The sequence below is a fragment of the Nocardia sp. alder85J genome, assembly GCF_020176955.2.
Taxonomy (GTDB): Bacteria; Actinomycetota; Actinomycetes; order Mycobacteriales; family Mycobacteriaceae; genus Nocardia.
The window spans coordinates 310209-328177 of record NZ_JAIUCZ020000005.1; the positions used below are offsets into that span (position 1 = coordinate 310209).

Sequence of the window (17969 nt, forward strand, 5' to 3'; positions counted from 1 at the left end):
AGAGTCACGGCGACCGACGACACCGGCTCCAGCTCGGGGGAGATATGACCGCCATCCTCACCGCCGCCCGCGGTACCGACCAGCACCACCCGGACGAGGACACCTGGGTGGTGCCCGATCAGTGGTGGGCCAAGGTGGCCCCGTTCCGCGGCCGCGGTCCGGTGCGGCCGATCCGCCCGGGCCGGCGGGCCGGCGCGTGGTTGCGGAAGATGCAGGAGCACAACGGGTTCGGTGATTCGCTGACGCTGACGGTGGACGGCGGGCAGCCGGAGCTCGCGGCCGCGGCCCGCGCCGCCGGGGTCGGGGAGGCCCAGCCGGACCCGCTCGGCGCCGCGGCCGCCGGCCTGCTCGCGCTGGGCGTGGGCAACGGCCTGCGCGACGACGGCGTGGGCAGGCAACTCGTGGACGCCTGGGTCGAGCTGTACGGCCCGGCCCGCGCCGCCGAGATCGGGGCCCTGGCCGCGGGCCTGAACCTGATCTGGAGCACCGACACCAGCGTCAAGTTCCGGGTGCAGCCGTACGCGCACCGGAGTCCCTACGGGCAGCCGATCCGCGTCGTCCTGGCACGGCTGCGCGGCTGGCTGGCCGCGGCCGAGGAGGCGGAATACGCCGAGGCCGTCCAACGGCTGGGCCGGCTGCGCGCCGAGCCGGGCAGCCTGTCGATCCGGATGGCGACCTCGTATCTGCTTCCCACCGAACAGGATTGGCTCGATGCCGATCTGCGGTCGGCGAGCCCGGACCCGGCCTACGGCAGCGACGACGCCAACTGGCTCTGGCACGTGTGTTCGGCGACGACGGCCGCACAGCTGGCGGCGCTGCCCGCGACCCAGGGCTGGCTCACCGACAACTCCGGCATCATCTACAGCGCCGCAGCACATGTCGGCCCCGCGGCCGCCGACTATCTGGCTCGCGTGCTGCGGCCCTACATGTCCTCCGACGATCGGCGCATGGTGCTGGCCGTCCTCGGCCGGCTGCCCTGCGATCGGGCCTTCGACCTGATGCTCGAGCATGCGACGGAGGCCGGCACCCGGGCCACGGTGATCGATGCGGCACTGCGCTTCCCGCGCCGCGCGCTGCGAATGTCGGTCGGCCGCACCGGGCAGGAGCCGATGCGCGACGTGGTCGCGGCCGTATATCCGGAGGTGGCCGCGGAATTCGGCGTCACCGTGCCCGCACCCGCCGGTCGTACTCCGGTGCGGGGCATCGCGACCCCGGCGGAGCTACCGGAGTTGCTGCGTACGCCGCCCTGGGAGCGCGCGGGCGCCCGGCCTGCCCCGGCGGTGGTGCCCTGCACGACCACACCCCGGCCGACCACGATGGCCTGGCAGCCGGGTGAGCAACAGGAATGGGCCGACAGCCCGATCGAGACGATCCGCCGCACCGGCGATTGGGCCTCGGAACTCGCTGCCGCCGTGGCCAATCCGAACTCCAACCGGTGGCACTGGTACACCCCGCTGCTGTACGCGCCGGTGGAGGCGGTCGTGCCGCACCTCGACGTGATCACGCCGCAGCATGTGTACGACTACGGTTCGGGTGTCTTCACCCGGCGGGTCCTCGGCCGTTTCGGCGACCTGCTCGCCGATCGGCTGCTGGGCGCCGCGACCCAGGCACTGGCACCCACCGAGTTGCTGCTGCCGGTGGCGGGCACCGAGGTCACGGCACTGATGATCCGCTGGCTCGACTCCAAGCGGCACCGCGAGGTGGCGCTCGCGTGGTTCGAACGCCACCTCGGCGACGGCCTGCCCGAGGTGATCTCCGCCGCCCTCGGTAAACCGGGTAGGGCCCGGACCTCGGCCTCGGCCGTGCTGCGCACCCTGGACGAACGCGGCCACCGCGACGCCATCCGCACCGCCGCAGCACAATTCGGCGAGCAGGCGGCCGCGGCGATCAGCGCCGAACTGGACATCGACCCGCTGCTGCTGTTGCCCCCGGCGCTGCCGATACCGCCCGCCTGGCTGGCTCCGGCCGCGCTGGCGCCGATCGTCCTGCGCGACAACGGTTCGGCACTGCCCGCCGAGGCGGTCGCCACGGTCTGCACGATGCTCGCGCTGTGCTCACCGAACGGCGACTACGCCGGTATCGCCCGGCTGCTCGCGGCGGCCGAGCCCGAGTCGCTGGCCGACTTCGCCTGGAGCGCATTCCAGATGTGGGAACTGGCCGGATATCCCGTCCAGCAATCCTGGATCCTGCACGCGCTGGGCGTGGTCGGCACCGACGACACCGCCCGCCGGCTGACCCCCTACATCCGGGCCTGGCCGGGCGAGAGCGCGCACACCCGGGCGGTCGCCGGGCTGGACGCGCTGGTCACCATCGGCAGCGACCTCGCGCTGATGCAGCTCAACGCCATCGCCGAGAAGGTGAAGTTCGCGGGCCTGCGGACGGAGGCCCGCAAACGAATCGACCGGATCGCCGAGGACCGCGGGATCTCGGCCGACGAACTGGCCGATCTGCTGGTCCCCGATCTGGGCCTCGCGAAGGACGGTACCCTGCACCTGGATTACGGCCCCCGGTCGTTCGTCGTCGGCTTCGACGAACAGCTGCGGCCCACTGTCCGGGACGCCGACGGCGCACCGCGCAAGACGCTCCCGAAACCCGGTGCCAAGGACGACCCGGAGCTGGCCCCGGCGGCGCACCGCCGTCTCGGCGCCCTCCGCAAGGACGTGAAAACCGTTGCCGCCGAGCAGATCCGGCGACTGGAACGGGCCATGGTCCAGGAACGCCGCTGGACCGCGGCACGGCATCGGCAGGTGTTCGTCGATCATCCCCTGATGTGCCACCTGAGCCGGCGACTGGTGTGGGCCGCCTTCGACGAGTCCGGGGCCGTCACCGGATCCTTCCGGATCGCGGAGGACCGCAGCCTCGCCGACGCCACCGACGGCACGTCTCTGCTCGCCGACGATGCGCTGATCGGCATCGCCCACCCGTTGCACCTCGGTGACGCGCTGGGCGACTGGGGCGAGGTGTTCGCCGATTACGAAATCCTGCAACCCTTTCCGCAACTGGAGCGCCGGACCTGCGCGCTCCGCGCCGACGAACGCGCCCACACGCTGGACCGATTCCACGGCCGCTCCGTCGCGACCGCGAAACTGCTGGGCATGACAGCCCACGGCTGGGAGCGGGGCGCCCCGATGGACGCCGGGATCATCGACGAGATGTACCGAGACCTCGGCAACGGCCGGACCGTGCTGATCGATCTGAATCCCGGCATCATCGCGGGTGACGCGCTCGAGTGGAACGAACAGACGCTCACGGCGATTCGGATCGTCTCCACCGGCCGAGGGCACTCCGGGCACGACCGTTCGGGCCCCACCTTCGCCCAGCTGAGCCCTGTCACGGCCTCGGAACTGCTGCGCGACCTGGAGAATCTGATCGGCTGACCGAACTCGACCCGGACGCACGAGGCGCCGGGCTATCGGACCACGACGCCTATCGGGCGAGCATCGTGCTGCGCCCCTGCGCGCAGCACGGCGTCGACATCAGGGGCGCCCCGCGCCGAACCGGTGTCGGCACTGTCGTGCCGCTGGGACGGATTGTCGCGGCGCCGCCACCGTCGGCAGGAAGCGCAAATCGGCGGGGCGGACCCACCGCGGGTAGTTCGCACCGAGGTTGCGGTGCCCGCCCCGGCCCACTACACGCGATTCGCCCCGGGGTTCGCCGTGTCCACTGAATCGACCGTGTGCGGTTCGCCGGGTGCTTCGCCGCATCGATTCGAATCGGGCTGTCACACAAGCGAATATCGAAGACGCCGGTCACGGGCTCAGTTCCGTTCGGTTGTCCCGATGTTCCGGATGTACCGGACCGCCATCGGTGAAACTTGTCGGTCGCCGGCGTTAAAGTCACGACGACCAATGACGAAATCGGCTCAGCTCGGGGGAGATATGACCGCCACCACGCACCACACCGACCACCCGGACGAGGACACCTGGGTGGTGCCCGATCACTGGTGGGCCAGGACCGTCCCCTTCCGCGGCCGCGGACCCGTACGGCCGGTCCGGCCCGGCAAGAATCCGAACGCATGGCTACGTAAGGTGCAGGAGCACAGCCGTTTCGCCGAGGGGCTGGCCCTGACCGCGGAAGCGGGACAGCGAGAACTGGCTCGCGCCGCACGTGCCGCTCTCGCCGGTGCCGAGGATCCGGACCCGCTCGGCGTCGCGGCGAGCGGCGTGACCGCGATGCAGGCGACAGCGTTCGAGGAGAACCATTCGGCATCGGGCAACCAGCTCGCCGACGCCTGGGTCGAATCGTACGGGGTGGTCCGCGCCGCCGAGATCGGCGTGCTGGCAGCGGGCCTGGAGCCGATCGCGCACCACCACGACAGAACCATTGCGTACCACCTACAGCCGCACGAACCCCACCAGCCCTACACCCATCCGATGGGGTACATCCTGCCGCGGTTGCGTGCCTGGCTGGCGGCAGCGTCCGACGCGGACTACGTCGAGGCCGTCGGATGCCTCCGACGCTTGCGCTCGCAGCCGGGCAGCTTGTCGATGCGGATGGCGACCTCGTATCTGCTTCCGACCGAACAGGATTGGCTCGACGCCGATCTGCGGTCGTCGACACCGACACCGGCGCAGGGCAGCAATGACGGCTACTGGCTCTGGCACGCGTGCTCGGCGACGACGGCCACACAGCTGGCGGCGCTCCCGTCGCTCGGATACGGCGTCCATGAGAACGCCGACATGCTGTCGACTGTCGCGGCGCACGTCGGGCCGCCCGCCGCGGAATACCTGGCGCGGTCGTTCGAGGGCTACACGACATTCGACGACCGGCGCACCCTGCTCGGGCTACTGGCGCCGATGCCGTCCGATCGCGCGTTCGATCTGATCCTGGAGCACGGCGGCGACGCCGGCATGCGCACCATCGTCGCGGAGACCGCCTTGCGGTTCCCGCGGCGCGCACTGCGACTCACCGACGGTCGCAGCGGGTACGAGCCGATCCGGCGCCTGATCACCGCCGTTCGGCCGGACGTGGCCGCGGAGTTCGGCATCGCGTCGCCGCGTGCGGGTGTCGGCCCCGCGCTGCCGGTCGCGTCACCGGCGGAACTGCCGGAGCTGCTGCGCGTGCCGCCGTGGGAGCGGGACCGCACCCGGGCCACTCCCGCGGTGGTCGCCTGCACCGCTCCGGGGCGACCCACCACGTTGAGCTGGCAGCCCGGCGAGCAGGAGCGGTGGGCCGCAACACCGATCGGCCGGCATCACTGGGATGCCGACTGGGCCGACCACCTCGCCCACGCGATCGCCACTCCGAATGCCGGCCCGTTCTACTGGCACGGGCCGCTGCTGCACGCACCGCTGACAGCGGTGGCGCCCCATCTGGCCACCCTCACCGCCGACCACATCCACGACCGCGATTCCGGCGCCTTCACCCGGCGTGTGATCGCCCGGTTCGGCGATGCGCTGGCCGACCGGCTGATCCCCGCGGTGACAAGGAATTTCGTCCCGGCGGAACTGCTGCTGCCGGTGTCCGGCGCCGAGGTGACAGCGCTGATGACCCACCGGCTGAGTACCAAGCGGCACCGCGCGGTGGCGCTCGATTGGTTCGAACGCCATCTCGGCGACGGTCTACCCGAGGTGATCCCCGCCGCGCTCGGCAAGCCGGGCACGGACCGCGCCCAGGCCTGGACTGTTCTCCGTGCGCTGGACGGGAGTGGCCACGGCGACGAGATCCGCACCGCCGCGACGGCTTTCGGCGACCTGGCCGGGGCCGCGATCGAGGCCGAACTCGCCGCCGATCCGCTCCAGCTGTTGCCCGCCACCGTGCCCGCGCTGCCCGAGTGGCTGACGCCGGCAGCCCTCGCGCCGATCGTGCTGCGCGGCACGGGTTCCGCGTTGCCGCCGGAGGCGGTCACGGCCGTGTGCACCATGCTCGCGCTGTGCTCACCGGACGGCGACTACGCCGGGGTTCCGATGCTGATCGAACTGGCCGAGCCGGATTCGCTGGCCGAATTCGCCTGGAGCCTCTTCACGATGTGGGAGCTGACCGGTTTTCCCAGACAACACTCCTGGATGCTGCATGCCCTGGGGCTGCTCGGCGACGACGACACCGCACGCCGCCTGACCCTCTACATCCGTGCCTGGCCGGGTGAGAAGGCGCACACCCGGGCGGTGGCCGGGCTGGACGCGCTGGTCGCCATCGGCAGCGAGATCGCGCTGATGCAACTCGACAGCATCGCCGGGAAGGTGAAGTTCGCCGGACTCCGGACGGAGGCCCGGAAACGCATCGACCGGATCGCCGAGGACCGCGAGATGTCTGCCGATGAGCTCGCCGATCTGCTGGTTCCCGACCTCGGCCTGGACGGCGACGGCACACTGCGCCTGGACTACGGACCGCGGTCGTTCCTCGTCGGTTTCGACGAACAATTGCGGCCCCTCGTGCGCGATGCCGACGGCACGCCACGCAAGCCGCTTCCGAAACCCGGCGTCAAGGACGACCCGGACCTGGCCCCGGAGGCGCACCGCCGCTTCTCGGCGCTCCGCAAGGACGCGAAAACCATTGCGGCCGATCAGATCCGGCGGCTGGAGCGAGCCATGGTCGACGGACGCCGCTGGACCGCGGCACGCCATCGGCAGGTGTTCGTCGACCATCCGCTCCTGCGCCACCTGAGCCGGCGCCTGGTGTGGGCCACCTTCGACGACTCCGGCGCCGTCACCGGATCCTTCCGGATCGCGGAGGACCGCAGCCTCGCCGACACCGCCGACGACATCTGTGTCCTCACCGACGACGCGCTGATCGGTATCGCGCATCCGCTGCACCTGACCGGCGTCCTGGGCGCCTGGACCGAACTCTTCGCGGATTACGAGATCCTGCAACCGTTTCCGCAGCTGTACCGTCAGACCTACGCACTCACCTCGGAGGAATACGGCCGCACTCTGGAACGGTTCGACGACCTCACGGTGCCGACCACGAAGGTGCTGAGCCTGACCACCGCCGGGTGGGAACGTGGCGCCCCGGACGACAACGGAGTGTGCGACGCGATGTTCCGGGATCTCGGCGACGGGCGGACCGCAGTCATCGACCTCGATCCGGGCATTCTCGCCGGCTCCGCCCTGGAGTTCGACGAACAGCTGCTGACGGGGATCCGGCTGATCACGACCGGACAGCCGAGCCACCGCTACGACCCGGATCCGACCGGGCTCGCGTTCGACGATCTACGCCCTCTCGCGGCCTCGGAGTTGCTGCGCGATCTGGAAAACCTGATCCACTGATCGAACCAGGCCGGTAAGGCACCCGCCACCCGCACCGCGGCTCGTCCACGAGGAGGAACCATGACCGCTCTCACGCAGCACCGCGTGAACACCGAGGACACGTTCGCACCGACGCCTGCGCAGCGGCGAATGCTGTTGTACCGCAGAGGCGGACTGCTGCCACCGCCGAGCCTGGCGATCAAGGCCGGCCAGGCGGCCGCGTGTATGCAGTTCCTCGGACTTGCCGAGGATCATCTGGCGAGCCGGCGGGGGCCGCGGGCCGAGCTCGACGCGGTGACCGCGTCGGAGACTTTCCGCGACCTCGCCTGGCTGAAAGCAGGACACCGATGACCGTCACCACCGATCGGATGCAGCGGCCGCCCGCCGAGCGGCGTTGGGCCGGCGACCTCGCCCGGCTGCGCGAGCAGGACCAGGCGCCCCGCCCACCGGGCTGGCAGCTGAGCCTCGATGCCGCGAAGCGCTTCATCGTCGGCGACGAGAAGCTGGGTGTGGCAAGGAAATTCGTCGGCGACGTATCGCTGGTCGACCGCGCGCTGGTCACCCTCGCCACCACCCGGGGCCTGCTGCTGACCGGTGAGCCCGGCACGGCGAAGTCGCTGCTGTCGGAGTTGCTCGCCGCCGCGGTGTCGGGCGATTCCGGCCTGACCGTGCAGGGCGGGGCCGCAACCACCGAGGACCAGATCCGATACGGCTGGAACTACGCGCTGCTGGTATCGGAGGGCCCGTCGCAGCGATCACTGGTGCCGGCGCCGATGCTGCGCGGGATGCGGGACGGGAAGATCGTGCGTTTCGAGGAGATCACCCGGTGCCCGCTGGAGGTCCAGGACTCGATTCTGTCGCTGTTGTCGGATCGGGTGCTGGCGGTGCCCGAACTCGGCGAGATGGTCTACGCCGTCGAGGGTTTCAACGTGATCGCCACGGCCAACACCCGGGACCGCGGCGTCAACGAGATGAGCGCGGCGTTGAAGCGGCGCTTCAATTTCGAGACCGTCTTCCCCATTCCGGATCTGACGGCCGAGTTGGCGCTGGTGCAGGCCGAGGCGGAGACCCTGCTGCGCCGGTCGGGCGTACCGCAGGCGCCGCCGCGCGATGTGCTGGAGGTCCTGGTCACCACCTTCCGCGAATTGCGTTCCGGCAGTACCGTCGCCGGTGATCCGCTGGACCGGATGTCGGCCGTGCTGAGTACCGCCGAGGCCGTGTCGGTGGCGCACGCCGTCGGGCTGCGCGGCTGGTATCTGCGCGGTGAGGCGGGCGATGCCGCCGATATCGTGCACTGTCTGGCGGGCACCGCCGCCAAGGACGACCCCGACGATCTGGCCCGGGTCCGCCGCTACCTGGAGCAGCAGGTGCCGCGGAAATCCGGCCGCGCGTGGAAGGCGTTGCACGACGCGCGATTCCAGCTGCCGGGCTGAGCCGTGACCGATCCCGCCGCCTCCGCCGATCCGCCGATCACGTTCCTCGGCGTCCGCCACCACAGCCCGGCCTGCGCCCGGCTGGTGCGCGACACCATCCGGGCCCGGCGCCCGGCCCACGTGCTGATCGAGGGTCCCGCCGATATGAACGACCGGCTGGACGAACTGCTGCTCGGCCACGATCTGCCGATCGCGATCTACACCGGTTACCGCGACCACCATGTCCGGCACCGGTCCTGGGCGCCGCTGTGCGACTACTCGCCGGAATGGCTCGCCCTCACCGAGGGCCGGGCCGCCGGTGCCGAGGTGCGGTTCATCGACCTGCCCGCCTGGCATCCGGCCTTCGCCGACACCGAGAACCGGTTCTCCGACACCGAACGCCGCTACGAATCGGCCGTCACCCGGCTGTGCCGGGAATTCGCGGTCGACAACATCGACACACTGTGGGACCACCTGTTCGAGATCGACTCCGCCACCACCGGCAACGCCGTACTCGCCGAGCGCCTGGCCGCCTACTTCGACCTGGTGCGCGGCAACGACGAGGCCGGTGCGGGCGATACGGCCCGGGAGGAGTACATGGCCCGCTGGGTATCGGTCGCCGTCGCCGACGTCACCCACCGCCCCGGACCACCGTCCCCCATCGTCGTGGTCACCGGCGGCTTCCACCGCCCCGCCCTGGTCCGCCGCCTCCGCGCCACGCTCGAGCGGTCCACTGCCCCCGCGATGCCGGCCACCGGCGCTGCTGCGAGCGCTGCCCCCGCGATGTCGGCCACCAGTAGTTTTGCCAGCGTTGCCGGCGGGAGCCCGGCCGAGGGCGGTGTGGGTGACGCGACCGGTGAGACCTCGGCGGGGGTGCCGTGGCCGGAGGTGCCGCGATTTCCGGAGGGCGCGGTCGGCGGTAGTTATCTGGTGCCGTTCGGGTTCCGGCGGTTGGACGCGTTCGGCGGATATCAGGCCGGGATGCCCTCGCCTGCCTATTACCAGCAGGTCTGGCACGAAGGGACGGCGGCGGCCGCGGAGGGGCTGGTCGCGGCCGTGGTGGGGCGGTTGCGGGCGCGGCGGCAGGCGGTGTCGACGGCCGATCTGATCGGTGCGCGCACGCTCGCGCTCGGGCTGGCCCGGTTGCGCGGGCACGAATCACCGTCGCGCACGGACACTCTCGACGGGCTGGCGGGGGCGTTGATCACCGAGGCGCTGGATCGGCCGCTGCCGTGGACCGGGCGGGGGCAACTGCGGGCCGGGACCGATCCGATCGTGGTCGAGATGGTGGCGGCGTTGTCGGGCGATACGGTCGGCCGATTGCATCGGGACACACAGCATCCGCCGCTGGTTCACGATGCCGCCGCCGAGCTCGTGCGCTGCGGGATACCCGAAGGCGAGGTCACCATCGATCTGGCCGCCGCGCCGGGCCTGGATTCGGCGCGGGTGCTGCATCGGCTGCGGATCCTGGGCATCCCCGGATTCGAGCGGCGCAGCGGGCCGTCGCCGCAGCGAGGGGCGCTGACCGAGCGGTGGTCGATCCAGGATTCGCCGTTGCGGTTGCCTGCCCTGATCGAGGCAGGTTCGTACGGGGCGACCTGCGCCGAGGCGGCCGCGGCGGCCCTGGTGGATCGCTTCGGGGCCGCGGGCAGCGATCCCGGCGCGCTGGCCGGGGTGCTGTTCGACGCGGCACTGTGCGGATTGCCGGAGCTGACCGCGAGGATCGTCGGCACCGTCCGCGGGCTGATCGGATCCGCCTCGGACACAGCGGGTCTCGGCACCCTGCTCACCGTGATCCTCGAACTGTGGCGGCACGACCGGCTGTTCGCGGCCGCGGGCTCGGCAGCGCTCGGCACGCTCGCGGACATCACCGTCCGGCGGCTGCTCTGGCTGGTGGAGGGCCTGCGCGGCGGGCCCGGACCCGCCGACGAGGGGTTGCTGCGCGCGATCGTGGCGGTGCGTGACGCCGCCCTGCATGCCGCACCGGCCCTCGCTGTCGACCGCGCCGATCTGGTGGGGGTGTTCCGGCGATGCACGGCCGCCGACCGGCCGCCGGCGTTGCGCGGGGCCGCGCTCGGGCTGGTCACCGCGCTCGGTGCGGGCACCGCCGACACCGTGGCGGCCGCGGTCCGCTCCGCGGCGGTACCGCGGCAACTCGGCGATTTCCTCGCCGGCCTGTTCGCCCTGGCCCGGGACACGGTGCTGGAGAACGGAAGTACCGATCTGCCGGTGCTCGCGGTGCTGGACGAGTTGGTCGACCGCTTCGGCGCCGAGGATTTCCTGGCCGCGCTCCCCGCGCTGCGGCTGGCCTTCGCCTGGTTCCCGCCGCGTGAACGGGCCGAACTCGCGCAACGACTGCTGGCCCGGCGAGGGCTGGCAGGTTCCGGGACGAGTCTCCTGCGGACCTCCGCCGCGCCGGAACAATTGGCCCGGGCCGCGGCGATCGAAGAACGGGCGGACCGGTTGCTCACCGCCTACGCATTGGCGCCGAATTCCGCAGGGAGCGTGGATGACTGAACTCGATCCGACCCTGGAACGCTGGCGGCTGATCCTCGGCGCGGCCGGCGCGGCGGTCGCCGCGGGCGGTCTCGACGGTGACGCCGCCGCCCAGGACGCGGCACTGGACTGGTTGTACGAACGCGACGGCGATCTGGACCGCCGCGGCATCCGCCGCACCGGTGGCAGCGAGGCCTCGGTGGTGCGTGCGGTCGACTGGCTCGACGACATCCACCGGCTGTTCCCCAAGGACACCATCGAGCGCCTGGAGCGGGATGCGGTGCAACGCTTCGGCCTGCACGAGGTGGTGACCGATCCGGAGGTACTCCAGCGGCTGGAACCGAATGCGGATCTGCTGGCAGCGGTCCTGCGCACCAAACATCTGATGAATCCCGAGATCCTGCGGCAGGCCCGCCGGATCGTGGAACAGGTGGTCCGCGATCTGATGGCGAAGCTGGCCACCGAGATTCGCGCCAGTTTCCTCGGCACCCGTTCCCGCCGCCCCGGCCGCATCCCGCGCGCCGCCGACTTCGACTTCCCGAAGACGGTGCGCACCAACCTGTCCCACTATCGACCGGCGGAACGGCGGCTGTACATCGAGACGGCCCACTTCCACTCCCGGACCCGCCGCCACCTCGATCGCTGGCAGGTGATCCTGGTGGTGGACCAGTCCGGATCGATGGTGAACTCGGTGATCCACTCCGCGGTGACCGCCGCCTGCCTGTGGGGCCTGCCGGGGATCAGTACCCACCTGCTGGCCTTCGACACGCAGGTGGTGGATCTGACCGGTGACGTCGACGATCCGGTCGAGTTGCTGATGGGGGTACAGCTCGGCGGTGGTACCGATATCGCCCGCGCCCTCGCCTACGCCGCCCGGCTGGTGACGCGGCCCCGCCGCGCGATCATCGCCGTGATCAGCGATTTCTACGAGGGCGGTGATGCGGCCTGGCTGGTGCGCACCGCCGCCGGCCTGGTCGCCGAGGGCACCGTCGTCCTGGGCCTGGCCGCCCTCGACGAGCATGCCGACCCGGTGTTCGACCGCGCGCTGGGGCAGCGCCTGGCCGATGTCGGCGTCCATGTCGGCGCGATGACCCCCGGCGAACTGGCCACCTTCGTCGCCGAAACGATCGGGTGACCCGATGCGAACGGACCTGCTGGCCCTCACCGACGACGCCCTCATCACCCTGGCCAATCGCGGCATCGTCAAACGCGCCCTGAAGGAGAATGCCGCCGCCCCACCACAACTCGACGAGTCCCCGGACGGCACCGTCACGGCTGTTTTCGCCGACGGCGTCCGCACCACGCTGCCCCGGGGCGTCACCGTCGATGCCGCCCCCTGCTCCTGCGGCGCCACCACCACCTGCCGCCACCGCGTCGCGACGGTCATGGCGTACCGGGACCGGCCACCCACCGGCGACCTGCCACCGGCCTCCCCCGGCGACGCAGGCTCCCCCGGCGACGCAGCCGCCGGCGGCCACCCGGCGGCCACGGCCCCCGGCGTCCGCTCGGCAAAGCCCCTCGTCACGAACAGCACTGCACCGCAAGCGAACACCGCAGCCGACGCCCTCCTCTCGCAGCGCCCGGCGGGTGACGAGGCCGGCACACCCGCCAGTGGCCGAGCGCGGCAATCGATGTCGATCCCTGTGGCCCCGGCATCGGACCGAGCCGGCGACAGCGCCGTCCCGGCCATGCACGGCGGCGGTACCCCGCTACCACCCGGCCACCCCGACACGGCCGAAGCACCGATCGTCCACTCCGACCAGGCCCATACGCCGACCGGCACCGGCAATACCGTGCCATCGGACCGCCCCACCAGAGCCGTTCCGAACCGGCCCGGTGCAGCCGATCCGGGACCGCGTGCCGCCCGCCCGATGATCGACCGGGCCGAGCCACGCGCCGCCTCGCCAGGCGCGGCAGGAACCGTCGCGGAATCCGGCGCGGCCGGTGGAACCGACTCGACTTCCGATCGAGCGGCGGCCGGGTCGCGACCGGGCGATCGGCCGGACGCGACCGGCAGCGATGCGACCCGGGCAGGCGATCCCCGCTCGGCCGTCGATGTCGAGGGCGCGGCGAGCGAGCCGACGCGGTGGTCGCCCGGGCAGTTCGGCGACGAGGAAATGCGGCAGCGGCTCGGTGCGCGGGGATTCGCGGCCGCCGTGCGGGCGCGGCGGGCCGGCTATCGTGCCACGGTACGGCGGGCGACGGCGGCGGACCCCGTGCCGTCGGTCGAATTACCGTCGGTGACAGTGCGTTTCCTGGTGCCGGGTGATCTCGGCTATGCCCGCGCCGATGCCGCGCGAGGCGCCCGGACCGAGGCGATCGCCCTGGCGGTGTGGGCGTTCCGGGTGGCCGACACCACCGATCCGGACGCGGGTGAGATGGCGGTGACCGTCGGTGAACCGGGTGACGCCACACCGGCCGTCACCGCGGCGGCCGCGGTGAGTGTGCCGCTGGCCGATCTCCTCGACGACGGCGTGGCGCATGCCGGCACCGGACTGCCGGGGGTGTTCGCGGCCGCGCGGCGAGAGCTGGATCGGGCGCGGGCGCGGTGGCCGTTCGACGCGCTGGACGAACTGCTGGATCAGCTGTCCGCCTATCGGGAGCGCAACGCTCGCCACGATCCGTTGCGGACCGCGGCGCTGGTGGCCGAATTGGTGGCACGCCGCCGGGCCGCGGTCGTGGATCCGGTGTCGGCGCTGGGTACCGAGGAGGCGGCCGAGACACCGCTGCGGCATCTGCGGCTGACCGGGCTGGGCGCGCGGGCGTACGGCGACGACGAGAACCGCGGGGTCGAGGTGTATCTCGCGCATCCGGAGGCTCGCCTGGTGCTCACCGCCGTGCGCGCGGTCACCGTCGAATCCGGCGCGACCGCGCCGCAGGCCGCCGAATTGGGGGCGCGGCGCACGGGCTCGGTGCGGTTCACCGAACTGGCGGCCGGGCACGTGGTGACCGAGAGCGCGGTCCGGTCCGCGAATCGGCGGGTGCGACTGGCGAATTCGCGAGTGGCCCGCACCTCGGTGCTGCCGTCGACCGGCGCCTGGGATGCGCTGCCACCGGAACTGCTGGTGGGCGATCTGGCAGCGGAGTCGGCCCGGCTGGCCGCGCTGCCGCCGGCGCCGATCCGGCCACGGGTGCACGGCGCGTCGGTGCGGGCGATGATCGTGGAGACCGTCGACGATCTGCACTATCTGCCCGGCGAGCAGCGGTTGGTGGCGCGGTTGCGCGGCCCGGCCGGCACCGCCCGGATCACGTTCTCGCACAGCGCGATCGCGCCCGGCGCACTCGACGCCCTCGCTCGTGCCCTCGCCGGCGATCCGGGACCGGTCCGCTATCTGGCCGGCCGGATCGAACGCCGCGGCGGGCTGCTCGTCGTCGAGCCCACCGCGGTCGTCGCGGGCGAATCGGTCGTCGTCCCGTGTTTCGCCGCCGGGGAATCGACGTGGGTGCCGGAGAGTATCGCGGTCCCGCCGGATCCGCTGGCCGACGCGGTGAGCGCTGGTCTCGCGCTGACGGCGGAGGTCGTGCATCGCGGGGTACGGCACCTGCCGCCGAGTTGGTTCGAGCGGGCCGCCTCGACCGCCGCGGTACTGCGCCGGGCGGGACTGGCGGCGGCCGCGGAGGCGGTCGATCGGCTGTGCCCGGCGCTGCGGGCGGCGACCGGGGTCACCGCTCTGGAGCAGTGGGCCGACGTACACCTGCGATTGCAGGTGACCGCGGAGCAACTCTGACCGGCCGGATGCCTCGGATTCGCCGGACGCCGGTGGCGCCCGCGGTCTACGCTTCTGAGCATCGCGGTGCCGAACAGGGCGCCGCGCCAGCGTGACCCGGTTCGAAGGGGGGTCGCCGGCCCGTTCCGGGTGGGGCGGCGGTCTCCGGCGGCTCGTCCACACCGTCGTTTCGTGCACGAATCCCGTTGCCGCAGTGGGGTTCACCTGTTTCGGCGGGCGAGGCCGGCCCGGTGCCGCAGGTCGTCGCGGGGCGGTCGGCCCGCGACGACCGCCGCGGTGCGGTCGAGTACCCGGGAGGGTGGCAGGCGACGAACCGACAGCGGACGGTGACAACTATGGCCGACGTGGACGATCCCGACGACAACTCCCCCGGCACCGACGGAGTGCGGCTACCGGGTGGCGCACCGCTGCTGCACCTGCTGAGCCTGCTCGGCGACGCCGGCTACGAATCGGCGGCCGCCGCGGCCGTCCACGCCGCGGTCGGACCGGGCCAGTTGGGTCTGTTCGCCGAGCGCGCCGCCGGCCGGGTGCCGCTGCCGCCACTGCACGCCGCCGGACCGGACACCGGCGCCACCACCATCGCCCGCGAGATCCTCGCCGCCGCAGCCCTACCGGCGTCGACGCCGGCTCGATGGCAGCCGGTGTCGAATACCGGCAGCAGCCCGAATTCGGTCAGCGCGGCGCCGGACATCATCGGCGTGCCCTCGCACGCCGTGATCGGCAGCGGCACGGCCGGATTCGTGCCCGGCAGCTCCGACTGCGCGTGTCCGGTCGAGAACGCCGACGGGCGGGTATCCGCGCTGGCGCTCGATCCGTCGGATCCGGCGCATCTGCTGGCCGGAACCGGCGACGGTGAGATCCGGGAGAGCCACGACCGCGGCGACACCTGGACGGCACGCCCGGGCCGGGTCCCCGCGCCGGCCGTCGGCGCGCTGGCCTTCGATCCCCGGTCGCCGCGGACGGTCTACTGCGGCACCGGCGAGGGCGACCATCGATGGTTCCTCGGCACCGGGCTGCTGGCCTCCACGGACGGCGGTGCCACCTGGACCACGCGCTGTGTGGAACCCTTTCTCGGCCAAGGCTTCTTCGCCCTGGCGGTGGACCCCGCGTCGAGCCTCCGCCTCTACGCCGCCACCACCGGCGGCCTGTCCACCTCCAGCGACGGCGGCGCCACTTGGACCGCGCGACGCACCGTCCGCACCTGGACGGTGGCACTCGGCGCGGGTGAGGTCCTGGCGGCGAGCGCGGACGGACTGTGGCGTTCCACCGACAGCGGCACCACATTCCTCGCCACACCGTTGCCGGGTGCCCCCACCCCGTTCATCCGCCTGGCAGTGGCAGTCGCACCGGCGGATCCGGCGGTCGCCTACGCCTGGGGCGCCGGCGCCCCGTACGACGCCGACGGCGCCCCCACCGCCTACCTGTGGCGGCGCACCGGAGCGGTCTGGACCGCCGAGCAGGTCCCGCCCGGCGTGGACACCACACAAGCGCCCTACAGCTGGTTGCTCACCGTCGCCCCCGACGATCCCGGCCGGATCTACGCGGGCTCGATCGGCCTGCACCGAGGCGACCGCGGTCCCTCCGGATGGACCTGGCGAGCTCTCACCGGAAGCCCGGCCGACACCCCGGTCCCCGGCGCGCACCACACCCTCGCCACCGACCCCACAACCCCGGACACCCTCTACCTCGGCGGCGACAGCGGCCTGCACCGCAGCCCGGATCGCGGCATCACCTGGCACCACTGCCACGGCCCGAAGAACACCGAATTCGGTGCCCCGGCATGCCATCCCGTCGAGCCGGATCCCACACCCGGCCGCACCGAAGCCGATACCCGAACCCACCGCGCCGCGCATACGGCCCATCAACCCGTCGCCGACGACCGCACAGCCCACAGCGGGAGCCGCCGCCATCCGATCGACGACGCGCACACCGCCGACCGCACCTACCCGATCCGGAACAGCGACGGCACCGCGACAAACGCCGAATACGACCTTTACCCAGCCGATGACGACCATGGCGGCCACCCGAGCGACAACAACAACACCGCAATCGGCCCGGCCCGCAACGAAAGCAACCACCGCCCGGCCGGCGACGAGAATCATCACGGCCCGGCACCCAGCACACCCCGCATTCACTCGGCCGACAACCGCGGTGCAGCGTGGCCGTGGCGGCCACCACTGCGCGCCACCGGGCACACGCTCGCGATCGGCGGTGGCGCGCTGCATATTTCGCGCGACGACGGCGATCACTGGGACCGTCTGCCGGTCCCGGGTCCGGGCTGTGTCACCGGCCTGGCGGTTCCGGACCCGCACCGGGTCCTGGCCGGACTACGCGACGGACGCGTCCTGCACACCGCATGGGTGAACCAGCGCTGGCTTCCGCTGCGCCCGACGCGTGTGCCGCGCGCGGGCGCCGCCGTCGCCGACATCGCGGTCCATGCCGCCGACGATGCCCGGATCTGGGTGGTCCACGGCACCGCCGGTGACGGCACGGTGTTCCGGTCCGAGGACGGTGGCAGTACCTGGAAGGACCGCTCCGGCGCCCTGCCCCGGCTGCCGCTGACCGCGATCACCCTGGATCCCGCCGATCCGGAGCGGGCCTGGGTCGCCGGCTGGCTGGGAGTCTGGACGACCGCGGACGGCGGCGACACCTGGGCCCCGCTGGCCGCCGGGCTGCCGCACGCCCACGTCCTCGCGCTGCACCTGCACGTCCCGACCCGGCGGCTGTGTGCACGGTTGCGTGGCCGGGGCCGTTGGGAGGTCGCGGTCGACGGCTGATCCGGCCCGACGATTCCGGACCGGAAGAGGTTTGCTGCCGATATGCTGTAGCCGTTCCACGGTTGTCGTTGCATCCTCCTCATCCCGGTCCGGAAAGGACGATCGCATGCGCTCGGCTCGTCTGCTGGTGGCTGTGCTCCCCGCCCTCGTCGTGGCGGCGGTGCTGACCGTACTGACCGCGGCGCCCACCGTGGGCGCTCCACCCACGCCATTCCGCGCGGCGCCGAGTTGCCCGTCCCGTTACGCCCCGGTGTGCGGCGCCGACGGCATCGACTACCGCAACACCTGTGAGGCGAAACGGCTGCGGGTACAGATCCGTCACGACGGCCCGTGCACCGTCACCGAGCGGTCCGGCCGCCGCTGACCGGTCCG

Annotated in this window: 9 protein-coding genes; all 9 read left to right on the top strand. The window is 72.2% G+C overall.

Annotation, left to right across the window (positions count from 1 at the left end):
• Positions 1 to 44: 44 nt before the first annotated feature.
• The 9 genes from LBW94_RS21225 to LBW94_RS21265 all read left to right on the top strand — a co-directional run bounded on the left by LBW94_RS21225 (position 45) and on the right by LBW94_RS21265 (position 17961).
• Complete coding sequence (locus LBW94_RS21225) at positions 45 to 3377, top strand: DUF4132 domain-containing protein (protein ID WP_225052656.1); 3333 nt, start codon at positions 45 to 47, stop codon at positions 3375 to 3377.
• Between the two features lie 402 nt (positions 3378 to 3779).
• Entirely contained in the window at positions 3780 to 7205 is a 3426-nt protein-coding gene (locus LBW94_RS21230) for a DUF4132 domain-containing protein (RefSeq protein WP_225052658.1), read from the top strand.
• Positions 7206 to 7265: 60 nt separating this feature from the next.
• The gene (locus LBW94_RS21235; RefSeq protein WP_225052660.1) at positions 7266 to 7535 is read left to right on the top strand and encodes a hypothetical protein; all 270 of its coding nucleotides are present in this window, start codon (positions 7266 to 7268) and stop codon (positions 7533 to 7535) included.
• Complete coding sequence (locus LBW94_RS21240) at positions 7532 to 8617, top strand: ATP-binding protein (protein ID WP_225052662.1); 1086 nt, start codon at positions 7532 to 7534, stop codon at positions 8615 to 8617. The genes LBW94_RS21235 and LBW94_RS21240 overlap by 4 nt, the downstream gene beginning before the upstream one ends.
• Positions 8618 to 8620: 3 nt before the next feature.
• Positions 8621 to 11113 carry a DUF5682 family protein gene (locus LBW94_RS21245; RefSeq protein WP_225052663.1) on the top strand — a complete coding sequence of 831 codons (2493 nt, stop codon included), beginning with the start codon at positions 8621 to 8623 and terminating at the stop codon, positions 11111 to 11113.
• Positions 11106 to 12227: a VWA domain-containing protein gene (locus LBW94_RS21250; RefSeq protein ID WP_225052665.1), complete on the top strand. Its 1122-nt coding sequence runs from the start codon at positions 11106 to 11108 to the stop codon at positions 12225 to 12227. Before LBW94_RS21245 ends, LBW94_RS21250 begins: the two co-directional genes overlap by 8 nt.
• Positions 12228 to 12231: 4 nt before the next feature.
• Positions 12232 to 14820: a hypothetical protein gene (locus tag LBW94_RS21255; RefSeq protein WP_225052667.1), complete on the top strand. Its 2589-nt coding sequence runs from the start codon at positions 12232 to 12234 to the stop codon at positions 14818 to 14820.
• A gap of 335 nt (positions 14821 to 15155) precedes the next feature.
• On the top strand, positions 15156 to 17597 hold the full coding sequence (locus LBW94_RS21260; RefSeq protein WP_225052669.1) for a hypothetical protein: 2442 nt from the start codon (positions 15156 to 15158) through the stop codon (positions 17595 to 17597).
• 106 nt (positions 17598 to 17703) lie between these two features.
• Positions 17704 to 17961, top strand: coding sequence for a Kazal-type serine protease inhibitor domain-containing protein (locus LBW94_RS21265; protein ID WP_225052670.1), 258 nt, complete (start codon positions 17704 to 17706; stop codon positions 17959 to 17961).
• Positions 17962 to 17969 lie beyond the last annotated feature (8 nt).